The sequence below is a fragment of the Brevibacterium otitidis genome (genome assembly GCF_042429315.1).
In the GTDB taxonomy this organism is placed as follows: Bacteria; Actinomycetota; Actinomycetes; order Actinomycetales; family Brevibacteriaceae; genus Brevibacterium; species Brevibacterium otitidis.
Genome location: NZ_JBHMAU010000066.1, coordinates 79,715 through 102,032, shown reverse-complemented (window position 1 = coordinate 102,032; position 22,318 = coordinate 79,715). Strand labels below are relative to the sequence as shown.

Genomic DNA, 22,318 nt, shown 5'->3' with positions numbered 1-22,318 from the left:
TAACGGTTGCGCGTGTTCACAGCGCAAGCCTCATCGGCTCTCGGCACGTGCTGGTAGCTGGCTTCAACCGAACATCACCGGAGCGATAGGACATGCTGTTGGCTTTGTGGCCAACGTTGGTAGCGGCTGTCGGTGAGGCACACCGGCATACACAAGTTGGGCAATCAGGATCTTGATAATCCAGCGTGGGGCGAAGCGTCTAGTTGTGGTTCCTCGGGAGGTTGTGACCGGGATTCGAGGACAGAGAAGGCGGATTCAACCGGCCACAACGCTGGGCCCGCCACGACGGGCCACAGCATCGTCAATCGCTGCTACAGCCAGCCGCGATTTCATTCGCGAATCGATGGCATAGGGCTTGTCAACTTGAGTGTGTATGGGGCGGTTTTCACAGGTAGGGTTCCATGCGGTCGGGGAAGGCCACAGCGAGCTGGGCCAGGGCTTGTTTCCAGTTCGTGGTCTGCTGGCCCTCGATGAGCCGTCCGGCGGCTTTGCGCTGGTGGGCGGGTTTGCCGCGTTCTTTGGCGCGTTCACGGGCTCGTTTGTCCTCGATGTTGCAGATCGCTAGCCAGAACAGTTTCACGACGGCCTCATCGGTGGGGAACTGGGACCGGTTCTTCGTGATCTTGCGCAGCTGATAGTTCAGCGACTCGATCGCATTCGTCGTGTAGATCACCCGTCTAAGGGCTGGCGGGAACGCTAGGAACGGAGTGAACCGGTCCCAGGCGTTGGTCCAGGTCGCGACCGCTGAGGGGTATTTCTGCCCCAGTTCAGAGGCTGCGAACTCGTCCAACGCTGTCTGGGCAGTGTCTTCGTTGGGAGGGTGTCAAGTTATTTGTGTGTGAGGGGTTTGGGTGGTTTGGCGGTGGCGTAGACGAAGGTGAACACCACTGAGACGGCCAGGGCCGCGAACATGCGCAGCAGCGAACGAGCCGCATAGTAGGGCAGGTTCGCCGGGTCGGTGGAGGCGGTGGAGGGGGCGGTGACCTGATCGAACGGTGCGGTGATCCCGTGGGAGAGATGGATCACCAACCAGAACAGCACGGCGACGCCCGAGCACGACCGCGTCGGCCGCGATGTGGCTGCGGGCGCGCAGCGAGGAGCCCTGGCTGGTGAAAGGGGCGCGGCGTAGCCATCACGGTCTCCTGGAGGGTGCGGGACAGGCCGCGCCGAGCACCCTCAGAGCATCAGCGTGGCGGGCAGCGAAGGCACCAGCAGGCGGTACTGGCAGGGTCTGAACTCATACCGTTCACCTCCGGTGTCTGCGGCCCGATATGGGTCACCCCTCAGCATACTCAACGCTCAATGACGTGCGCATATCTCAGATCGTTTGGATGATGGAGGGATGGAACCTCACAGATAGCCCCGCCCGGTGACCGACGCGCAACTGGCGGCGGCGACGTTCGACATGCTGTCGGCCCCGAGCCGGCTGCACCTGGTGTGGCTGCTGGCCACCGGGGAGTACGACGTCTCGACGCTGGCTGAGTAGTCCGGGTCGAACGTTCCGGCGGCGAGCCAGCATCTGGCGAAGCTGCGCGCGGCGGGGATCGTCACTGCCCGCCGTGAGGGACGCCGGCAGCTGTACCGGGTGGAGGACCCGCACATCCTCACCGTGATCGAGCAGATGTTCTCCCATATCGCCCCGGACGGGATCCTCGCCGGGTCGGCCGATCAGCGGCGCCCGCCGCGGCTGCCGCGGTTCGAGACCGCCGGGGCGGTCAGTCCACGGGGCTGATGTCTTCGGCGCTCCACCGCACTCCGAGCACTTCGGGGGTGTGGATCACGTCGGCGATCGCCTGTTCGATCTGACGGTCATCCCGCTCAAGGCTGGTTACCGTCGCGGTGATGACGACCAGATCATCGGGCAGGTCAGTGGCGGCGACGGACTGCACGGTGAGGTCGGGACGGTGCACGGCATCGAAGACGATGGCGCGAACGGCGACCTCGTTCTCGCGGGCGCAGCGGACCTCGAAGGTGTACTCGACCTCGGTGTTCTTCTCCCGTCCGGTGGAGCCGGGACGGCGATCCAGCATCCGTCCCACCGGGCGCAGCAGCACGTTCGCGGCGATCACGACGACCGTGCCGGCAGCGGCGACCCACACCATCCCTCCCCCAGCCAGCGCGCCGACCGCAGCCGATGCCCAGAGGGTGGCGGCGGTGTTGAGTCCGGAGATGGACGCGCCTTGCTTCATGATGACGCCGGCGCCGAGGAAGCCGATGCCGGAGACGATCTGTGCGGCCACCCTGGTGGGGTCGGCGCCGGGTCCGTCGAAGCTGTAGGCGCCCATGATCACGTACAGGGTCGAGCCCAGGCTGACCAGCGCGTTGGTGCGCACCCCGGCGGTGCGGGCGCGCCATTGACGCTCGAATCCGATGAGGGTGCCGAATCCGACGCCGGCGATGATGCGGATGGCGATGTCGATCGCGTCGATCATGATGGGTGTCCTTTGCGTAGTCGTGGGGCGACCCGGCGTCGCGGGGTGATGCGTCGCCGAGTGCGGGGCGTCGTGGGTGTGGAGGGCATGGGTGCGGGGTGCGGCCGGGTTCTGCTCGGCCGAACCCCGTGGGTGGTGGGTCAGATCCAGGCGCCGAACGTGCGGATGAACAGCGTCTTGACGCCCTGCACGAGCACGCAGTACGTGGTCAGGGTGAGGATCAGCCACGGGAAGTATGTCCAGGGCAAGGCTACCAGCCCCAGCGCCTGACCCCATCCGCTGAACGGCAGGATGAGCCCGAAGACGCAGACCGTTGCGGTGGCTAGCAGCACCGGCAGGCTGGGCCGGGACTGGATGAACGGGATACGGCGGGTGCGCAGCATGTGCACGATCAGGGTCTGGGAGATGATCGACTCGATGAACCAGCCGGACTGGAACAGGGCGGCCATCTCGGGCGAGTTGGCCTGGAACACGAACCACATCAGCAGGTAGGTGGTGATGTCGAAGATGGACGAGGTCGGGCCGAGGAAGACCATGAACCTGGACAGGCTCTTGGACTCCCACGTGCGGGGCGCTTTGATGTCGCCCTCGTCGACCTTGTCCCACAGCAGGGTGAGCATCGAAAGGTCGTAGGCGAGGTTCTGTACCAGGACGACCAGAGGGATCATCGGCAGGAACGGCAGCATCGCGCTGGCGACCAGGATCGAGAACATGTTGCCGAAGTTCGACGACGCGGTCATCTTGATGTACTTCATCGTGTTGACGAAGGTGAGGCGCCCTTCGAGCACCCCGCCTTCCAGCACGGTGAGGTCCTTGTCCAGCAAGATGATGTCGGCGGACTCCTTGGCGATGTCCACGGCCGTGTCGACGGAGATACCGACGTCGGCGGTGCGCAGCGCGTGGGCGTCGTTGATGCCGTCGCCCATGAACCCCACGGTGTGTCCGTGCTCCCGCATGGCCGCAACGATCCGGGCCTTCTGTGAGGGGCTGACCTTCGCGAACACGGTGGTGTGCTCGGCCAGCTCTCCCAGTTCCGCCGCGGTGAGCTGCTCGATGTCGGAGCCGAGGATGATGGTGCCCGGCTCGACGCCGATCTGCCGGCACACGGTGGCAGCCACCAGTGGGTTGTCGCCGGTGATGATCTTCACAGCCACGCCGTGTCCGTTCAGGCTGGCGATCGCAGCTCCCGCCGTGGCCTTGGGCGGGTCGAGGAAGGTCAGGAAGCCGACCAGGGTCATCTCCCGCTCATCGGCGGTGCTGTACTCGGCGGTCTGACCTTGGCGGGCCACCGATCGCACGGCCACGGCGAGCACCCGCATCCCGGCTTCGTTCTGCTCGGCCACCAGCGCGTCCAGCTCGCTGCGGCGTGCGGCGCTCAGGCGGGTCTTGTCGCCGTCGTTCAGCTCGGTGGTGCACTGTGCCAGGACTTCTTCGACGGCGCCCTTGGTGATGATCGTCTGCGCGAAGCCGTCGTCGACGACCACCGACATCCGACGCCGCACGAAGTCGAACGGCATCTCGTCGATCAGCGTATATCCGCGGCGCACCCGGTCCAGCTCGCTCGGTCCGGCGGCGGTGAGGATCGCTGTATCGAGGAGGTTGCGCAGCCCGGTCTGGAAGTGCGCGTTCAGGGTCGCGTAGCGCAGCGTGGTCCGGTTGGTGCGGCCGGTGACGTCCAGGTGGCGCTCCAAGACGATGCGGTCCTCGGTGAGGGCGCCGGTCTTGTCCACGGCGAGCACGTCCATCGCGCCGAAGTTCTGGATGCTGTTGAGCCGCTTGACGATCACCTTGCGGGCCGCCATGAACCGTGCGCCCTTGGCGAGGTTGGCGGTGACGATCAGGGGCAGCATCTCCGGGGTCAGGCTGACCGCGGTGGTCACTCCGAACAGGAACGCGCTGGTCCAGTCCTTGGTGAGGCCGTTGATCAGGAACACCACCGGCACCATCACCAGCATGAACTTGATGAGGGTGAAGCTGACCTTCTTGATCCCGGCGTCGAAAGCGGTCTCGGGGCGCACCCCGACGATCGCCGAGGACATCCGGCCGAAGTAGCTGAGCGTGCCGGCGCCGATCACAACCGCGGTACCGGACCCGGAGACCACGGAGGTACCCATGAACCCCAGGTTCGGTGCGTCGATGATGGTCGCGGTCGTGGCGCCCGGGTGAGGCTGGGCCGTCTTCTCCGCCGGCATGGCCTCACCGGTGAGCATGGCCTGGTTGATCTGCAGGTCCTTGGTGCGCAGGAACCGCACGTCGGCGGGGATCATGTCACCGGCGGCGAGCTGGACGATGTCGCCGCGCACGATCTCCTCGATCGGCCGCTCACCGGTGACCGGCTTGCCGGCGACCATGCGGGTCACCGCCGCGGTGGTGCTGACCAAGACCATGATGCTGATCGTGATCACGCCGGTGAAGTCCGGCCCCTCGGCGGGGTCAGCGAAGATCACATCGGTGCACACCATGATCGCGACCAGGAAGATCAGGATCAGGATGAACGGGTTGACGAAGGTCGCGGCGAACTGCACCACCGCCGGGGCGGGCTTGTCGTGGCGGACCTCGTTGCGGCCGTAACGGGCGCGGACCTGGGCCACCGCGTCCTCGGTCAGGCCTTTGCAGCTGGTGCTGAACGTGTCCAGGGTCGCCTCGGCGGGCAGCTTCGCCGACTCCACCAGAAGCCGCTGCTGACCGCCGGGAAGGTTCGAGGCCCGCGGGTCGGTGTTCTTCTTCTTGTTCCGCGGCGGGCGGGGCGGGAGGCCGGGCGTGGGGCTAAGCGGCGGCGAGGTCAGAAGCCGGGCGCGGGCGTAGAGGGTATGCATGGAAGTGTCTCCCATCGGGTTCGGACGCGGCAGAACGCCGGGTGCCGAAGATGGGGCATGCGCGGGCGTGTCAGCGTCGCTGGAAAATGGTTGTCGGGCCCCGGCGGACCGCGCTCGACACCTTTCGGGGCCGACCCGTCGCCCCGCTCGGGCACATCGATCGACTGTGTTCGTCACTCACGACGGATCACCTCCTCACACACGCTGTGGGGGCCTGTCGGCCCCAACCTACCACCCTATCCAACTCTCAACGGCTTGAGCAAATGACGCAGTGGGAGTGGTGGGGTGGGAGGGTCATCAGAGTTGTCCGGCGCGCTTGATGACGTAGATGGGAAGGGCGGCGAGCAGGAACACTCCGGCGATCTGGACCCAGGCGGTGTAGGGCCAGCTCAGCTCGGGCATGAACTCGAAGTTCTGCCCGTACCAGTTGATCAGGGCCGTACCGGGGATGAGGATTGGATCGCCCCGAGCTTGGTGGAGAGTTCATAGCGGTACGCCAGCCACCACTGGCCGACTGGTTTCAGTGTAGTAGTGTTCCTCGAACTGCGCTGGAGCGAGGTCTCCGCAGTGCGAATGCGGGCGGGTGTTGTGGTTAGACGGCTTTAAATGCGAGGTGCGATGGAGTTTTGCTTTAAACGCGACAGTGAAGCTCGTGCGCTCTATTTGACGGTTCCCAATGGCGGTCGATCGGGCTTGCCTGTTATCACGCTCTATGAATCTGGTTGCATGGACCCTGGAACCAGCGTCGACTACTATCTCGATGGGCGCTTGCTTGGCATTGAGCTGATACACTATTGCGGCTACCTGTCAGGCACTTCACCGTTGATGAACGCTGCGGAGTTTAGTGGGAAAGTCGCGCTGAAGCGCTCGGGAAATCGAATCTGGTTCGTTAGTTCAACGAACTGCACGGAGTCGGATGCCGAGAGAATCGTGCATCTGGGTTCTTTAAGAACTGAATTGAAGGTGCGGTGCGGGTTCAATGCTGTTGGCACATTACAGTGGATCAGCTTTCCGGCGCAGATCCGCTTCTGATAGTTCGTTGAATCCTGCATATGGCCGCTCCGCGGAGGTAGGTCGCCGGGCTCACGCCGAATGTGGCAGCGATTCGAGCCAGTCGGTGAGCACCTCGGCGGTGTGGATCGGCTTCTCCTGCACCACCCAGTGGCCGGCCTCGATGATGCGCTCGGTCAGCTGCGGGATCGCCTCGCGCATCGGCTCTGCCAGAGTGGAGCCGAGAGTGTCGCAGACCTGGTCGTAGCGGGCGTGGACGAACAGCGCCGGCTGAGTGATCCGCCCGCCGCCGGGCAGGCTCTCGGTGAAGGCGGCATTCGCCTCGACATTGCGGTACCAGGCATTCGGGTAGGCGAAACCGGTGCGTGAGAGCGAGACGACGAGCGCAGCGAAGTCCTCTTCGCTCAGCACCCGGGGATCGCGCTCCTCGAACGGCACGCCCTCAGGGAACCAACCGCCTCGGACCCGGATCTTGGACTGCAGGGCAGGTTTCGACATCTGCTTCGGATTGCCGCGGCGCATGATGGTGGCGATGAAGCCGGGCACATCGGCATCGAACTCCGCTGCGAGCTTCTCCGGCATCTGCTGGTGGGCGACCATATAGTCCCACTGGCCGTGGGGGAAAGTGTCCTCCGGGTACATCGACCGATTGACATGCGCAGTCATCGACGCGCCTGCCGGCAGGTGCGGCACGCACATCCCGGCCACGGCCCGGCACATCTCCGGATGCGCGGCAGCGAAGGTCCAGGCGACCGGGGCGCCGTAGTCATGGCCGACGACGATCGCCTCGGCGTCCGCACCCGGCCTGAGTGCGCTGATGAGGCCGCGCACATCGGCGACTGCATTCTCGATCGCGTAGGCCGTCGGATCCGCATAGATCGTCGAAGCGCCGTAGCCGCGCATATCCGGGGCGACGGCGAAATAGCCCTCAGCTGCGATCATCGGCAGCAGCGGGGCGAAGGAGCGCCCGAGCTCCGGCCAGCCGTGCAGGAACACGATGAGCGGATCGTCGGCACTGCCGGCGTGCAGGTATCCGCACGTGTGCTCGCCATCAGCGGTGGGGTAGGTCGCAGTGGCGAACGACACCTCGGCGGGAAGCCCGGCATTGTGGACGTCGAGGTCGAGGGCGGGCAGCTGTGCGTGTGATGCTGTGGAACTCACGCGGTTCTCCTCACAAAGGGCGGGTGCGCCCGGCGCAGTCGGGCCGGGCTCGGGGCGCTCAAGTGCGTCGCATTGTGGTGAGAGTCTAATCACAGCCTGCCGGGCACACCACCCAGCCGGTTCCGGGCGCGGCCCGAGGGGGTACACTCGTGTGCAGACGACACTCCTTTAACCACCGTCCTGTGAGGCGGAGAAGGGGGACCGCACATGCGTGTTCGCACTGTCCTGAACGCCGACGAGATGTCCCGCGCCGTCACGCGGATCGCCCATGAGATCCTCGAAAGCAACAAAGGCGCCGGCAATCTGACGATCCTCGGCATCCCCACCCGCGGCGTCCCGCTGGCCCAGCGGCTGGCCGCCAAGATCGCCGCCATCGAACCCGGCGTCGCCCCCGCCCAGATCTGCGGCAGCCTCGACATCACGATGTACCGTGACGATCTGCGCCACGGCAAGCTCCGTGCACCTGAACCCACTCGCATCCCGCCCGGCGGCATCGACGGGCGCACCGTCGTGCTCGTCGACGATGTGCTGTTCTCCGGGCGCACCATCCGCGCGGCCCTCGACGCGATCGCCGATATCGGCCGCCCCGCCGCAGTGCGCCTCGCCGTCCTCGTCGACCGCGGCCACCGCTGCCTGCCGATCCGCGCCGACCACGTCGGCAAGAACCTGCCGACCGCCATCGAGGAGCGCGTCTTCGTCGGCCTCGATGAGATCGACGGCGAGGACACCGTCACGATCTCCTGGCCGGAGACCGCCGAGGCGGAGGGAGGCCAGGCATGAAGCACCTCCTGTCGACCGCTGACCTCAGCCGGGAGGACGCCATCGGCCTCCTCGACGTCGCTGAGGAGATGACGCAGGTGAGCACCCACTCGGTGAAGAAGCTGCCGGTGCTGCGCGGCCACACCGTCGTCAACCTCTTCTTCGAGGACTCCACCCGCACCCGCATCTCCTTCGAAGCCGCCGCCAAGCGGCTCTCAGCCGATGTCATCAACTTCTCTGCGAAGGGATCGAGCGTCTCCAAGGGCGAGAGCCTGCAGGACACCGCCCAGACGCTGGGCGCAATGGGCGCCGATGCCGTCGTCGTCCGCCACAACGGCTCCGGCACCCCCTACCGGCTGGCGACCACCGGCTGGATCGACGCCGGGGTCGTCAACGCCGGCGACGGCACGCACGAGCACCCCACCCAGGCGCTGCTCGACTCCTTCACGCTGCGGCGCACGCTCACCGGTTCCCCCGCCTCGGGCCCGGGAGGCAGCGCCCGCGGCACCGACCTGGCCGGCACGACGATCGCCGTCGTCGGCGACATCCTCCACTCGCGGGTCGCACGCTCGAACGTCCATCTGCTCACCACCCTCGGCGCCCGGGTCGTGCTCATCGCCCCGCCGACCCTGCTGCCGTGGGGCGTCGACACCTGGCCGGCCGAGGTGTTCTACGACTTCGACGACGCCCTCGACGCCTATGACTTCGACGCCGTCATGATGCTGCGCGTGCAGTTCGAGCGGATGCACCAGTCGTTCTTCCCCAACACCCGCGAGTACAGCCGGCTGTGGGGCCTGACCGCCACCCGCTACCGCCGGCTGCCCGAGCACACGGCGATCATGCATCCGGGCCCGATGAACCGCGGCTTTGAGATCTGCGCGCAGGCCGCCGACTCCCCGCGCGCGGTCATCCTCAACCAGGTGGAGAACGGCGTGGCTGTGCGCATGGCCGTGCTCTACAGTCTGCTCACCGGACAGGAAGGTGCCCTATGACATCGCTGCTCATCCGCAGTGCGAACATCCTCGGCCAGGAGGTCGGCGACATCGCGATCGCCGACGGGCGGTTCATCGACCCCGCCTCCCTCAGCAGCCCGGATGAGGTCATCGACGCCACCGGACTCATCGCCCTGCCCGGCCTCGTCGACCTGCACACCCATCTGCGCGAACCCGGCCGCGAGGACGCCGAGACTGTGCTCACCGGCTCCCAGTCCGCTGCCCGCGGCGGCTTCACCGCTGTGCACGCGATGGCCAACACCGCACCGGTGGCCGATACCGCCGGCGTCGTCGAGCAGGTCTACCACCTCGGGCGCGAAGCCGGCTACACCGAGGTGGTGCCGATCGGCGCAGTGACCGTCGGACAGAAGGGCACCCAGCTGGCCGAACTCGGCGCCATGGCCCGTTCAGCGGCCGGTGTCACGATCTTCTCCGATGACGGGCTGTGCGTGTTCGATCCGCTTATCATGCGCCGCGCCCTGGAGTACGTCAAGACCTTCGGCGGCGTCATCGCCCAGCACTCCCAGGAGCCGCGCCTGACCGAAGACGCGCAGATGAACGAAGGCGTCGTATCCTCCGAGCTCGGCCTGCCCGGCTGGCCGGCGGTAGCCGAGGAGGCGATCATCGCCCGCGACATCCTGCTCGCCGAGCACGTCGGCTCCCGCCTGCACATCTGCCACCTGTCGACCAAGGGCGCGGTCGACCTCGTGCGCTGGGCGAAGTCCCGCGGCGTGCAGGTCACCGCCGAGGTCACCCCGCACCATCTCATGCTCACCGATGAGCTCGTCCGCAGCTTCGACCCCGTCTACAAGGTCAACCCGCCGCTGCGCACCCAGGCCGATGTCGACGCCGTGCGCGCCGGACTGGCCGACGGCACCATCGACATCATCGGCACCGACCACGCCCCGCACCCCTCGGAGCACAAGTGCTGCGAATGGACCGCCGCGGCGATGGGCATGGTCGGCATGGAGTCGGCGCTGCCGATCGTCGTCGAGGCAATGGCCGAATACGACTTCGGCTGGGCCGATATCGCCCGCGTCATGTCGACGACGCCGGCACGGATCTCCGGCCTGCGCGAACAGGGCAGCCTGGAGATCGGCACCGGCGCGAACCTCGTGCTCGTCGACCCGGACGCCGATGACCGCATCACCCCTGAGTCGCACGCGACGATGGGCCGCAACAACCCCTTCGCCGGGATCGAGGTCTCCAGCCGGATCGTCCACACGATCCTCTACGGCCACCGCGTCGTCGCCGACTCCCAGCTGGCTGAGCCGCACCCCATCACCCGAGGCGGCGCATGGATCGCCTGATTCCGACCCTCATCATCGTCGCCGTCATCATCGGGCTCTTCGCCCTCATGTGGTGGGGTTGGACTGGACGGCAGCGCCGCCAGAGCGCGATCCCCGCGCCCGAGGCGCCGGCTGCGGACCTGCGGCTGAGCTCGCCACCCATCGCAGGCACCTATGTGGCGACCACCCTGGCGGCCGAGCCGCTCGAACGCGTCGCCGTCCACCACCTCGGCGTCCGCACCACCGCCTCACTGGGCATCAGCGGCACCGGCATCGTCCTCGACCGCGACGGCGTGCCCGACATTCTCATCCCAGCAGCCGCACTCGAAGGCGTGCGCACCGATTCGGGGATGATCGGCAAGTTCGTCGAACGCGACGGGCTCATCATCGTCACCTGGCGGCTCGGCGACACCCTCGTCGACACCGGCTTCCGGCCGCGCCATTCCGCTGACCGCACACCGACCCTCGCTTCCATCCGCCAGCTCCTCGGGGAGGATTCATGACCCTGCACCAGCGCCCACCTGCCGTCCTCGTCCTCGACGACGGCCGCACCCTCACCGGCCGCGCCTACGGCGCTGAGGGCTCGACCACCGGTGAGGCCGTGTTCGTCACCTCGATGACCGGCTATCAGGAGATCCTCACCGACCCGTCCTTCCGGCGGCAGATCGTCATCCAGACGATGCCGCACATCGGCAACACTGGAGTCAACGACGCAGACGACGAGTCGCGCGACATCTGGGCCGCCGGCTATGTCGTCCGCGACGCCGCCCGCCGCCGCTCGAACTGGCGGGCCACCGGCGATCTCGAAGCCCGGCTCGCAGAGCGCGGCATCGTCGGCATCACCGATATCGACACCCGCGCGCTCACCCGCCACCTGCGTGACAAGGGCGCGATGCGCGCCGGGATCTTCTCCGGTCCCGCGGCGGAGCGCCCCGCCGCAGAGCTCCTCGCCGAGGTGCAGGCCACCGCCCCGATGGCGGGCTCCCACCTCAGCGCCGAGGTCACCGTCGCGGAGCCCTACACGATCCCGGCCGTGGGGGAGAAGAAGCACAGCATCGTCGCCTACGACCTCGGCATCAAAACGACGACCCTCGACCAGTTCGCTGCCCGCGGCATCGAGACGACCGTCGTGCCAGAGGACTTCACCTTCGAACAGCTCAGCGAGCTGCGCCCGGACGGCGTGTTCTTCTCCAACGGCCCGGGCGACCCGGCCACGGCCGCCAACGCGATCGCGGTGCTGCGGCAGGTGCTGGAGGCGAAGATCCCGTTCTTCGGCATCTGCCTGGGCAATCAGCTGCTCGGCCGTGCGCTCGGCTTCGAGACCTACAAGCTGCCCTTCGGCCACCGCGGCTCGAACCAGCCGGTCCTCGACACCGCCAACGGACGGGTGCACATCACCACCCAGAACCACGGCTTCGCCGTCGACGCCCCGCTGCGCGAGGTCGTCACCGCACCGGCCGGTGAGCACCTCGGGCGGGTCGCCGTCAGCTACATCGGCCTCAACGACCAGGTCGTCGAAGGTCTGCGCTGCCTCGACATCCCAGCCTTCTCCGTCCAGTTCCATCCCGAATCAGCTGCCGGTCCGCACGACGCCCGCGACCTCTTCGACCGGTTCATCGAGCTGCTCGACGGTGCCGCCGGCGTGACACCGAGCATCGAGACCACCACCGCCCAGACCGAAGGAGACACTGCCAATGCCTAAGAGGGACGATCTCTCCTCCGTCCTCGTCATCGGATCCGGGCCCATCGTCATCGGCCAGGCCTGCGAGTTCGACTACTCCGGCACCCAGGCCTGCCGCGTGCTCAAGGCCGAGGGCCTGCGCGTCATCCTCGTGAACTCGAATCCGGCGACGATCATGACCGACCCGGAGCTCGCCGACGCTACCTACGTCGAGCCGATCGACCCGAGCGTCATCGAGACGATCATCGCCAAGGAGCGCCCCGACGCCCTGCTGCCGACCCTCGGCGGGCAGACCGCTCTCAACGCCGCGATCAACCTGCATGAGGCTGGCGTGCTGGAGAAGTACGGCGTCGAACTCATCGGTGCCGATATCGACGCGATCCAGCGCGGTGAGGACCGCCAGCAGTTCAAGCAGGTCGTCGAACGCTGCGGCGCGGAGGTCGCCCGCTCTGCGATCTGCCATTCGATGGAGGAGTGCCTCGCGGCCGCCGAGCAGCTCGGCTACCCGATGGTGGTCCGGCCCTCCTTCACGATGGGCGGGCTCGGCTCCGGCATGGCCTTCGACGAAGCCGATCTGCGCCGCATCGCCGGTGACGGACTCGTCGACTCCCTCACCCATGAGGTGCTGCTGGAGGAGTCGATCCTCGGCTGGAAGGAGTACGAGCTCGAGCTCATGCGCGACAAGAACGACAATGTCGTCGTCGTGTGCTCGATCGAGAACGTCGACCCGGTCGGCGTGCACACCGGCGACTCGATCACCGTCGCCCCCGCGCTGACGCTCACCGATGTCGAATACCAGCAGATCCGCGATATCGGCATCGCCGTCATCCGCGAGGTCGGCGTCGACACCGGCGGCTGCAACATCCAGTTCGCCATCGACCCCGATGATGGCCGGATCGTCGTCATCGAGATGAACCCGCGCGTCTCCCGGTCCTCGGCGCTGGCCTCGAAGGCCACCGGCTTCCCGATCGCCAAGATCGCCGCGAAGCTGGCGATCGGCTACAGCCTCGATGAGATCCCCAACGACATCACCGAGGTCACGCCGGCTGCATTCGAACCGGCTCTCGACTACATCGTCGTCAAGGTGCCGCGCTTCGCCTTCGAGAAGTTCCCGGCCGCCGACCCGACCCTCACGACGACCATGAAGTCCGTCGGCGAGGCGATGGCGCTCGGCCGCAACTTCACCACCGCGCTGCAGAAGGCGATGCGCTCGATCGAGCAGAAGAACTCCTCCTTCTCCTGGAACGCCCCGCTCGACATCTCCACTTCGGAGGCCCGCGCCCAGGTGATCGCCGAGCTCGGGCACGCCACCACCGAACGCCTCTACACCGTGCAGCGGGCGCTGGCCGCCGGGATGAGCGTCGACGAGGTGCACGAGGCCTGCGACATCGACCCGTGGTTCCTCGACCAGATCCAGCTCATCAACGAGGTCGCCGCTGAGGTCGCCGCTGCCGACAGCCTCGATGTCGACACGCTGCGCCTGGCCAAGAACCACGGCTTCTCCGATGCCCAGATCGGCCAGCTGCGCCACCTCGACGAATCCGTCGTCACCGCAGTGCGGCAGGCGCTCGGCCTGCGCCCGGTGTTCAAGACCGTGGACACCTGTGCCGGCGAGTTCGAAGCGAAGACCCCGTACCACTACTCCAGCTACGACGCCGAGACCGAGGTGCTGCCGCGCGAACGCGAAGCCGTCATCATCCTCGGATCCGGTCCCAACCGGATCGGTCAGGGCATCGAGTTCGACTACTCGTGCGTGCACGCGACGATGGCGCTGGCCGAGGCCGGCTACGAGACGATCATGGTCAACTGCAACCCCGAGACCGTCTCGACGGACTACGACACCGCCGACCGCCTGTACTTCGAACCGCTGACCTTCGAAGACGTCATGGAGGTCTACCACGCCGAGAAGCAGGCCGGACCGGTCGCCGGCGTCGTCTGCACCCTGGGCGGACAGACCCCGCTCGGCCTGGCCGATCAGCTCAAGGCCGCAGGCGTTCCGGTGCTCGGCACCCAGCCGGAGGCCATCCACCTGGCTGAGGACCGCGGCGAGTTCGGCCAGGTGCTCGCCGAGGCGAGACTGCGCGCACCCAAGCACGGCACCGCCACCACCTATGACGAGGCGCAGTCGATCGCCGAGGACATCGGCTATCCGGTCCTCGTGCGCCCGAGCTATGTGCTCGGCGGTCGCGGCATGCAGATCGTCTACGACACCGAACAGCTGATGAACTACATGGCCACCGCCACCGAGGTGTCGATCGACCGGCCGGTGCTCGTCGACCGCTTCCTCGAGGACGCTGTTGAGATCGACGTTGACGCCCTCTACGACGGACATGAGACCTACATCGGCGGGATCATGGAGCACATCGAGGAGGCCGGCATCCACTCCGGCGACTCAGCCTCCGTGCTGCCCTCGCTGACGCTGGGGGAGAACGTCCTCGAACAGGTCCGCAACGCCACCGCGGCGATCGCCCGCGGCACCAATGTGCGCGGCCTGCTCAACATCCAGTTCGCGGTCGCTGCCGATGTGCTCTACGTCATCGAAGCCAATCCGCGGGCTTCGCGCACGGTGCCCTTCGTCTCGAAGGCCACGGCCGTGCCGCTGGCCAAGGCGGCTGCCCTCATCGCCGTCGGCCACACGATCGAGGAGCTGCGCGGCAGCATCCTCGCCGCTGAGCACGACGGATCGACGCTGCCGGTCGACCACCCGATCGCGGTGAAGGAAGCGGTGCTGCCCTTCCGCCGGTTCCGCACCGTCGACGGCAAAGTCGTCGACTCGATCCTCGGCCCGGAGATGCGCTCGACCGGCGAGGTGATGGGCATCGACACCTCCTTCCCGGTCGCCTTCGCCAAGTCGGAGCTGGCCGCCGGAGCGGCGCTGCCCACCTCGGGCACCGCCTTCGTCTCCGTCGCCGACCGCGACAAGCGCTCCTCCGTGCTCGCAGCCAAGCAGCTCGTCGACATGGGCTTCGAAGTCGTCGCCACCGCCGGCACCGCGGCGATGCTCGACCGCTACGGCATCACCAGCACCCGAATCGCCAAGCACTATGAGGCTGCAGATGGTGAGCGGACGATCCTCGACGACATCAGCGAAGGCCGCATCGACCTCGTCATCAATGTGCCGGCCGGCCGCCAGGAGCGCGCCGACGGCTACGAGATCCGCGCCGCGGCTGTTGCCTCCTCGATCCCACTCGTGACGACGGTCGCGGAGTTCACCGCAGCCGTCACCGCGATCGAAGGGCAGCGGGCGGCGGACTTCGGTGTGCGGTCCCTGCAGGACTGGGCATGAGTGAGGACGCGCAGATGACCACCCCACAGCAGACGCCGACCCCAGAGCAGACGCCGACACCGCAGTTCCACGACTACGGCCGCAGCTGGCCTGAGGCCAACCGCAGTCGGCTGTGCGTCGGCATCGACCCGCACGCCGGGCTGCTGGCCGACTGGTCGCTGCCCGACAGCGCCGCCGGCGCCCGCGACTTCGGCCTGCGGGTCGTCGAGGCCGCTGCAGGGGAGTGCGGCATCGTCAAGCCGCAGGCAGCGTTCTTCGAACGCCACGGCTCCCGCGGCCTGGGCGCCCTCGAAGACATCCTCGCGGCCGCGCATGCCGCGGGACTGTCGACGATCCTCGACATCAAGCGCGGCGACATCGGCTCAACGATGGCCGGCTACGCCGAGGCCTATATGAACCCGGCGTCGCCGCTGTATGCCCATGCCGTGACCCTGTCGCCCTATCTGGGCTTCGGCTCACTGGAACCGGCATTCGACTGCGCCCGCCGCTACGGCAGCGGCGCTTTCGTCCTCGCCCTGACCTCCAACCCCGATGGCGCCCGCGTCCAGCACGCCCGCACCACCGGCGGGCAGGCGGTCGCTGCCGAGGTCATCGCCGGAGTGCAGCAGGTGAACGCGCAGCTCGGTGCCCCGCGTCTGGGCGTCGTCGTCGGCGCGACGACCGGAACGGCGGCCCGTGACATCGGCATCGACCTGGCAGCAGGCGACTTCCCGATCCTCGCACCCGGCTACGGAGCCCAGGGCGCTGGAGTGAGCGAGCTGCACGAGGTCTTCGGCCCGGCATTCGCCGATAGGCGCGTCATCGTCAACGCCGGGCGCACCATCCTGTCAGCCGGGCCGGATATTCCTGCGCTGCGGGAGAGGATCCGGGAAACGACTCGTGCACTGAGCGGGTGAGAAGGTCTACACTGATACAAATCCGCGGATGCGGAAAGGATCACAAAGGAGTAGACGTGGCTCTCCAACCTTTGACCCCGGAACAGCGATCTGCAGCACTCGACAAGGCGTTCAGAGCCCGGCAGGCTCGAGCTGATGCGAAGGCCGCGCTCAAATCGGGCGCGAAGAGTCTGGCGACTGTGCTCAAGGAGGCCGCAGGCGATGAAGCACTGTCGAAGATGAAGGTCCATGATCTGCTCCGCTCGATGCCCGGGGTGGGCAAGCGCCGAGCCTCTGCGCTCATGAAGCAGATCGGCATCGCAGAATCCCGACGCCTCAAAGGCCTCGGCGTCCATCAGAAGGCTGCACTCCTGGAGAGATTCGAAACAGCGTGAGTCAACGACTGACCGTTCTGGCCGGACCCACTGCCGTCGGCAAAGGCACCGTCGGCGCACACATCCGCAGGAACTTCCCACAGATCTGGTTCTCCGTCTCCGCCACCACCCGACCGCCGCGAAAGGGTGAGCGCGAGGGCATCGACTACTTCTTCGTCAGCGAAGAGGAGTTCGACCGCATGATCGACGACGGTGAGCTCCTCGAATACGCCACCGTCCACGGCCGCTACCGCTACGGCACCCCGGCCCAACCGGTGCGCGAAGCACTCGAAGCCGGGTGCCACCCGCTGCTGGAGATCGACCTGCAGGGCGCACGCCAGGTCAAGGAGACGATGCCGGAGGCGCGCTTCGTGTTCCTCGGCCCGCCCAGCTGGGATGAGCTCGTCCGCCGGCTCATCGGCCGCGGCACCGAATCGGCAGAAGAACAGGCCCGCCGACTGGAGACCGCCAAAGAGGAACTCGCTGCTGAGACGGAGTTCGACCACACCGTCATCAACCACGACATTTCAGAAGCAGCCGAGGAACTAGTAGCATTGATGGGGTTGTCAGTCGACAACACCCCCGACAACTGATGGAGTTTGAGTGTCCGCTGAACCGAAAGGTATCACCAATCCGCCGATCGACGACCTGCTGGCGGTGACGGAGTCGAAGTACGAGCTCGTCATCGAAGCCGCCCGTCGCGCCCGGCAGATCAATGCCTATTACGCGCAGCTCCAGGAAGGCCTGCTCGAAAACGTCGGTCCGCTCGTCACCCCGGAGCCGAACGAGAAGCCGCTGTCCATCGCGCTGCGCGAGGTCAACGACGGCAAGATCCTCATCCGCGAGCCACGCGAAGAGGACTTCGCCCCGCCGGTCGCTGATGAGTTCGACACGGCTGAGACCCCCGACATCGATCTGAGCTTCGACACCCCCACCGAGCAGTGAACATCGTCGTCGGGGTCAGCGGAGGCATCGCGGCATACAAGGTCTGCCATGTCGTCCGCGCCCTGCGCGAACAGGGGCACAGCGTCAAGGTCGTGCCCACCGCCACCTCCCTCAACTTCGTCGGCGCCGCCACCTGGGAGGCGCTGAGCGGACAGCCGGTGCAGACGACGGTGTTCGACCGCGTCGACGAAGTCGAGCATGTGCGGATCGGCCAGGACGCCGATCTTGTGCTCATCGCTCCCGCCACCGCTGACGTCATCGCCAGGCTGCGCGCCGGCCGTGCCGATGACCTGCTTGCCGCGACCGTCATCACGACGACCGCCCCGGTCGTCGTGGCCCCGGCGATGCACACCGAGATGTGGCTCAACCCCGCCACGGTCGAGAACGTCGCGGTGCTGCGCGAACGCGGGATGCACATCATCGAACCGGCCACCGGCCGACTCACCGGAGCGGACTCCGGCCCCGGCCGGTTACCCGAACCCGAGGAGATCGTCACCGCCGCGCTGGAGGCGCACCGGACCCACACCTCGGGCCCGGCTGCCGCGCCCGAGGCGGTGCTCGCCGGCCGCCGCGTCCTCATCTCCGCAGGCGGGACCCGTGAGCCCCTCGATCCCGTGCGGTTCCTCGGCAACCGGTCCTCCGGCAAGCAGGGGGTCGCGCTGGCCCGGGCCGCAGCGGCCCTCGGCGCTGATGTCACCCTCATCGCCGCAAATGTCGAAGCACGGCTGACCGATGGGCTCGGCGAGACGATCACCCTCACCAGGGTCGAGACAACGGCCGAGCTGCAGGAAGCCTGCCAGGCCGCCCAGCCGGATGCCGATATCGTCATCATGTGCGCTGCGGTCTCCGACTACCGCCCGGCGGCACGCGCTGAGCACAAGATGAAGAAGTCCGGGGATGCGGGCATGACGCTCGAACTCGTGCAGAACCCCGATATCCTCGCCGGCCTCGTCATCACCCGCCCGTCCGGGCAGACGATCGTCGGCTTCGCTGCCGAAACCGGTTCACCGGACGCCACCCCCGAGGAGCTCGCCCAGCAGAAGCTGCTGCGCAAAGGCTGCGACATGCTCGTGCTCAACGATGTCTCCGGTGGGCAGGCCTTCGACCGCGACGACACCAGCCTCGTCGTCTACGAACGTCTCGCCGATGTCGATGCCCGCAGTGAAGCCCCTGGTGAGAGCGCTGTCGTGCGCGAAGTTCTGCGCGCGGCAGGGGCGAAGGAGAATGTGTCACGGGAAGTCATGGCAGCTGTCGCTGTCCGTGCGAATCGTTAGGATGGCTGTGTGAGCACACAACATCTTCGTCAATTCACGTCCGAGTCCGTCACCGAGGGGCATCCTGACAAGATCTGCGATCAGATCAGCGATGGGGTGCTCGACGAACTGCTGCGGCAGGACCCCGATGCGCGCGTCGCTGTTGAGACGATGGTGACGACCGGTCTCGTCCACGTCGCAGGTGAGGTCTCCACCGACGGCTACGCCGATGTCGCCGGCATCGCGCGGAAGATCATCACCGACATCGGCTACGACTCCTCGGAGAAGGGCTTCGACGGCCACTCCTGCGGCGTGTCGGTGTCGATCGGCGCACAGTCCCAGAACATCGCCGATGCCGTCACCACTTCGCTCGAACACCGCAGCGGCAGTGAGCTCGACGACGCTGACTCCCTGCTGGGTGCCGGCGACCAGGGCCTCATGTTCGGCTACGCAGATGATTCCACCGACGCCCTCATGCCGCTGCCGATCCATCTTGCGCACCGGCTGAGCGAGCAGCTGAGCCGGGTGCGCAAGTCCGGACGGCTGGACTACCTGCGGCCCGACGGCAAGACCCAGGTGACGATCGGCTACGACGGGGACACCGCTCGCACCGTCGAGGCGCTCGTCGTCTCGACCCAGCACGATGCGGCGATCGGACAGCACCAGCTGGAGACCGAGATCAAGCGTGAGGTCGTCGACCCGGTGCTCGCCGACTTCTCCCTCGACACCGGCGACACCAAGTTCTACATCAACCCTGCCGGTCCCTTCGTCGTCGGTGGGCCGATGGGTGATGCCGGGCTGACCGGCCGCAAGATCATCGTCGACACCTACGGCGGATTCGCTCGACACGGCGGCGGCGCCTTCTCCGGCAAGGACCCCTCGAAGGTCGACCGGTCGGGCGCCTATGCGATGCGCTGGGTGGCGAAGAACGTCGTCGCCGCCGGACTGGCCCGCCGCTGCGAGGCCCAGGTCGCCTATGCGATCGGCTCCGCATGGCCAGTCGGTCTCTATGTCGAGACCTTCGGCACGGAGACCGTCGATCCGCAGCGCATCGAAGCCGCCGTGCGCGAGGTGTTCGACCTGCGTCCGTCCATGATCATCCGCAGCCTCGACCTCAAGCGTCCGATCTACACCGCGACCGCCACCCACGGACACTTCGGGCGCAGCGGCGAGAACTTCACGTGGGAGCGCACGGACCGCGCAGAGGATCTGCGCCGCCTGTGCTCCTGACCCGTTCAGGGGATCCCGACCATGAGTCAGCAACCGCGGCTCATCAGCGACGACGGTGATGATGACAGTCTCGACACCGGCATCCGTGTGCGCGGCGGCAAGACCCCAGCCGCGCAGCTGCCGGTGGCCGAGGTGCTCGTCGAGACCCAGCTGCCCCACCTGGCCCGGCCCTTCGACTACGCGGTCACGGAAGCCGATGACGCAGCCGCCCAGCTGGGCGTGCGCGTGCGCGTGCGCTTCGCCGGACGCCTCATCTCCGGGTTCATCATCGCCCGCAAGGACACGACCGACCATGTGGGTGAGCTGACGGCGATCGAGCGGATCGTCTCCGACCTCGTCGTCCTCACCCCCGGTCTGCGGCAGCTGTGCGAGGAGATCGCCGACCGCTACGCCGGCACTCTGCCCGATGTGCTGCGCCTGGCGATCCCGCCTCGGCACGCGACGGCAGAGAAGCGCGCCCGCCAAGCTGAGCCTGAGCCGTTGGGGGCGGTGGAGCGGCGCCAGATCTGCGATGAGCTCAGCTCCCACCCCGATGAGCCTCCAGCCTTCGCCGCGTATCTCACTGCCATCGTCGAGTGGCTGGCACGATCCGGCCACGATAACGCGGCGGAGTCAGGGGACGCGCCAGAGTCAGTTCCCGCAGCGGAGTCAGACGGTCAGGCGGAGCCAGATGACGCGGCGGAGCCGGCGGAGACGGCGGCGCCCGCATCGGGGCCGCGGGCGGCGATGGCACTGCTGCCCGGTTCACTGCCAGGCACCGGCTGGATCCACTGCGGTCTGCGCGCAGCCGCGCGAGTGCTGCGCACGGGAAGCTCAGTGCTGTGGCTCGTGCCGGATCACCGCGAACTCGCCGCACTCGAAGCCGCGCTCGGCGACCTCACACCCCTGGCGATCCGCCTGTCGGCCGACCAGGGCCAATCAGCGCGCTGGTCGGCCTGGGTGCGCGCCCTGCAGGGGACCGGCCGCCTCATCATCGGCACCCGCGCGGCGGCCTTCGCCCCGGCCGATGACATCCGGCTCATCATCTGCCTCGACGACGGTGACGAGAACTACCTCGACCAGCACGCACCGTACCCGCACGCCCGCCAGGTGCTGCTCAGCCGGATCCAGCACACCGGCGCTGCCGCCCTGTTCCTCGACTACAACCGCACCGTCGAGATCCAACGGCTCGTGCGCATCGGCTGGATGGGAGAGATCAGCTATCCGCCGGCCGTCCACCGGCAGCGCACGCCTTTGTGCCAGCTGCCGCCGGATGACCTGCCCCCACAGCAGCGCCAGCGGCTGCCCGAACTCGGCTTTCAGCTCGCCCAAGCCGCCCTCGGCCGGACCAAGCAGAGCCCGGCGGTGGGGCCCGTGCTCGTCCAAGTCCCGCGCGCTGGCTACCTGCCGGTCATCGCCTGCGCCGGCTGCCGCGCAGTCATCGAATGCCCCCAATGCGCCGGCAAGCTCGAAGCGGCCTCCCAGACCGGGCCCTTCGCCTGCCGCACCTGCGGGTTCCGTGCAGAGACCTTCACCTGCCCGCAGTGCTCCAGCCACGCCATCCGATCCGTCGTCGCCGGAATCGACCGCACCTTCGAAGAGCTCGGTCGCGCATTCCCCGGCGTCAAGGTCATCCGCTCCGGAGGCAGCCACATCATCGACCGGGTGCCCGATGAACCGAGCATCATCGTGGCCACAACCGGAGCGGAGCCCTATGCCGACAACGGATACGCCCTCGCGCTGCTGCTCGACTCGCTGTGGCCCGGCCCCGGCCTGCAGGCCACCGACCGTGCCATCGCCCGCCGCATGCGCGCCGCCTGCCTCGTGCGCAGCTGGCAGCACGGCGGACGCATCCTGCTCATGGACGACGACCCCTCGATCCGCCAGGTCATCACCGACTTCGCCCCTGTCACCTGGGCTGATGAGCAGTATGAGGCGCGCAGCGAGCTGCGCTTCCCGCCTGCTGTGCGCACAATCGGGCTGCGCGGCGAGCGCCGTGCCGTCGCCGAGGTGGTCGCTGCCGCCTCCGAGGCGGGAGAGGTCTGGGACATCTTCGCTCATGAGGAGCCCTATGAGCGGATCATCGGCACGACGATCGCCTCTGGCAGCGCTGTCACCCGCCGCATCGCCGCCGAGATCGCAGCCCGCTCGATGCGCCGCGAAGAGTCCGTCTTCGCCCGCGTCGACGACCCCGATGTGCTCTGACCCGGCTCACAGCCGGGCCAGTGGGCAGCG

General features: G+C 67.4%; 20 protein-coding genes and 1 pseudogene. 15 read left to right on the top strand and 6 right to left on the bottom strand.

Translation table 11 applies throughout. The annotated features are described in order from the left end of the window. Nucleotides 1-385: 385 nt before the first annotated feature. Together ACFFN1_RS10260 and ACFFN1_RS10255 are read right to left on the bottom strand one after the other, a co-directional pair. Nucleotides 386-802: pseudogene (locus ACFFN1_RS10260) on the bottom strand (transposase); the annotation flags it as partial. A gap of 26 nt (nt 803-828) precedes the next feature. After that, the gene (locus tag ACFFN1_RS10255; RefSeq protein WP_376840634.1) at nt 829-1,026 is read right to left on the bottom strand and encodes a hypothetical protein; all 198 of its coding nucleotides are present in this window, start codon (nt 1,024-1,026) and stop codon (nt 829-831) included. Between the two features lie 559 nt (nt 1,027-1,585). Between ACFFN1_RS10255 and ACFFN1_RS10250 the strand changes: the two genes are divergently transcribed. Beyond that, complete coding sequence (locus tag ACFFN1_RS10250; RefSeq protein WP_376840633.1) at nt 1,586-1,732, top strand: hypothetical protein; 147 nt, start codon at nt 1,586-1,588, stop codon at nt 1,730-1,732. On the opposite strand, the gene ACFFN1_RS10245 is transcribed toward ACFFN1_RS10250, so the two are convergent. From ACFFN1_RS10245 to ACFFN1_RS10235, 3 genes are all read right to left on the bottom strand, one after another. After that, nucleotides 1,716-2,432 (bottom strand): MgtC/SapB family protein, encoded by a 717-nt coding sequence (locus ACFFN1_RS10245; RefSeq protein ID WP_376840632.1) that lies wholly within the window; start codon nt 2,430-2,432, stop codon nt 1,716-1,718. The genes ACFFN1_RS10250 and ACFFN1_RS10245 overlap by 17 nt on opposite strands. 140 nt (nt 2,433-2,572) lie before the next feature. Beyond that, nucleotides 2,573-5,425, bottom strand: a complete 2,853-nt coding sequence (gene mgtA / locus ACFFN1_RS10240; RefSeq protein WP_376840631.1) for a magnesium-translocating P-type ATPase — start codon at nt 5,423-5,425, stop codon at nt 2,573-2,575. A 120-nt stretch (nt 5,426-5,545) separates the two neighbouring features. Beyond that, nucleotides 5,546-5,698, bottom strand: a complete 153-nt coding sequence (locus tag ACFFN1_RS10235; RefSeq protein ID WP_465252678.1) for a CorA family divalent cation transporter — start codon at nt 5,696-5,698, stop codon at nt 5,546-5,548. 156 nt (nt 5,699-5,854) lie between these two features. Here ACFFN1_RS10235 and ACFFN1_RS10230 point away from each other — a divergent pair, with 156 nt between their 5' ends. Next, nucleotides 5,855-6,280 carry a DUF2283 domain-containing protein gene (locus tag ACFFN1_RS10230; protein ID WP_376840630.1) on the top strand — a complete coding sequence of 142 codons (426 nt, stop codon included), beginning with the start codon at nt 5,855-5,857 and terminating at the stop codon, nt 6,278-6,280. Nucleotides 6,281-6,331: 51 nt separating this feature from the next. Here the strand turns inward: ACFFN1_RS10230 and ACFFN1_RS10225 are convergent, their stop codons facing one another. Beyond that, nucleotides 6,332-7,420, bottom strand: a complete 1,089-nt coding sequence (locus tag ACFFN1_RS10225; RefSeq protein ID WP_376840629.1) for an alpha/beta hydrolase — start codon at nt 7,418-7,420, stop codon at nt 6,332-6,334. Nucleotides 7,421-7,627: 207 nt separating this feature from the next. Between ACFFN1_RS10225 and pyrR the strand changes: the two genes are divergently transcribed. The 13 genes from pyrR to ACFFN1_RS10160 are packed head-to-tail and all read left to right on the top strand — an operon-like array spanning nt 7,628 to nt 22,288. Continuing rightward, nucleotides 7,628-8,200: a bifunctional pyr operon transcriptional regulator/uracil phosphoribosyltransferase PyrR gene (pyrR, locus tag ACFFN1_RS10220; RefSeq protein ID WP_376840628.1), complete on the top strand. Its 573-nt coding sequence runs from the start codon at nt 7,628-7,630 to the stop codon at nt 8,198-8,200. Beyond that, nucleotides 8,197-9,171, top strand: coding sequence for an aspartate carbamoyltransferase catalytic subunit (locus ACFFN1_RS10215; protein WP_376840627.1), 975 nt, complete (start codon nt 8,197-8,199; stop codon nt 9,169-9,171). Before pyrR ends, ACFFN1_RS10215 begins: the two co-directional genes overlap by 4 nt. Continuing rightward, nucleotides 9,168-10,481, top strand: coding sequence for a dihydroorotase (locus tag ACFFN1_RS10210; RefSeq protein ID WP_376840626.1), 1,314 nt, complete (start codon nt 9,168-9,170; stop codon nt 10,479-10,481). The genes ACFFN1_RS10215 and ACFFN1_RS10210 overlap by 4 nt, the downstream gene beginning before the upstream one ends. After that, entirely contained in the window at nt 10,469-10,963 is a 495-nt protein-coding gene (locus ACFFN1_RS10205; protein WP_376840625.1) for a PH-like domain-containing protein, read from the top strand. The genes ACFFN1_RS10210 and ACFFN1_RS10205 overlap by 13 nt, the downstream gene beginning before the upstream one ends. Next, the gene (carA, locus tag ACFFN1_RS10200; protein ID WP_376840624.1) at nt 10,960-12,162 is read left to right on the top strand and encodes a glutamine-hydrolyzing carbamoyl-phosphate synthase small subunit; all 1,203 of its coding nucleotides are present in this window, start codon (nt 10,960-10,962) and stop codon (nt 12,160-12,162) included. Before ACFFN1_RS10205 ends, carA begins: the two co-directional genes overlap by 4 nt. Then, nucleotides 12,155-15,427, top strand: a complete 3,273-nt coding sequence (gene carB / locus ACFFN1_RS10195) for a carbamoyl-phosphate synthase large subunit (RefSeq protein ID WP_376840623.1) — start codon at nt 12,155-12,157, stop codon at nt 15,425-15,427. Before carA ends, carB begins: the two co-directional genes overlap by 8 nt. Next, on the top strand, nt 15,424-16,323 hold the full coding sequence (pyrF, locus tag ACFFN1_RS10190; protein ID WP_376840622.1) for an orotidine-5'-phosphate decarboxylase: 900 nt from the start codon (nt 15,424-15,426) through the stop codon (nt 16,321-16,323). Before carB ends, pyrF begins: the two co-directional genes overlap by 4 nt. 56 nt (nt 16,324-16,379) lie before the next feature. Beyond that, nucleotides 16,380-16,697, top strand: a complete 318-nt coding sequence (gene mihF, locus ACFFN1_RS10185; protein ID WP_376840621.1) for an integration host factor, actinobacterial type — start codon at nt 16,380-16,382, stop codon at nt 16,695-16,697. After that, on the top strand, nt 16,694-17,269 hold the full coding sequence (gene gmk / locus ACFFN1_RS10180) for a guanylate kinase (protein WP_376840620.1): 576 nt from the start codon (nt 16,694-16,696) through the stop codon (nt 17,267-17,269). The genes mihF and gmk overlap by 4 nt, the downstream gene beginning before the upstream one ends. Before the next feature lie 10 nt (nt 17,270-17,279). Beyond that, a complete protein-coding gene (rpoZ, locus tag ACFFN1_RS10175) occupies nt 17,280-17,621 on the top strand; it encodes a DNA-directed RNA polymerase subunit omega (protein ID WP_376840619.1) in 342 nt (113 codons plus the stop codon). Beyond that, the gene (gene coaBC / locus ACFFN1_RS10170; protein ID WP_376840618.1) at nt 17,618-18,895 is read left to right on the top strand and encodes a bifunctional phosphopantothenoylcysteine decarboxylase/phosphopantothenate--cysteine ligase CoaBC; all 1,278 of its coding nucleotides are present in this window, start codon (nt 17,618-17,620) and stop codon (nt 18,893-18,895) included. Before rpoZ ends, coaBC begins: the two co-directional genes overlap by 4 nt. 9 nt (nt 18,896-18,904) lie before the next feature. Continuing rightward, nucleotides 18,905-20,104: a methionine adenosyltransferase gene (gene metK / locus ACFFN1_RS10165; RefSeq protein ID WP_376840617.1), complete on the top strand. Its 1,200-nt coding sequence runs from the start codon at nt 18,905-18,907 to the stop codon at nt 20,102-20,104. 21 nt (nt 20,105-20,125) lie between these two features. Continuing rightward, nucleotides 20,126-22,288, top strand: coding sequence for a primosomal protein N' family DNA-binding protein (locus ACFFN1_RS10160; RefSeq protein WP_376840616.1), 2,163 nt, complete (start codon nt 20,126-20,128; stop codon nt 22,286-22,288). Nucleotides 22,289-22,318 lie beyond the last annotated feature (30 nt).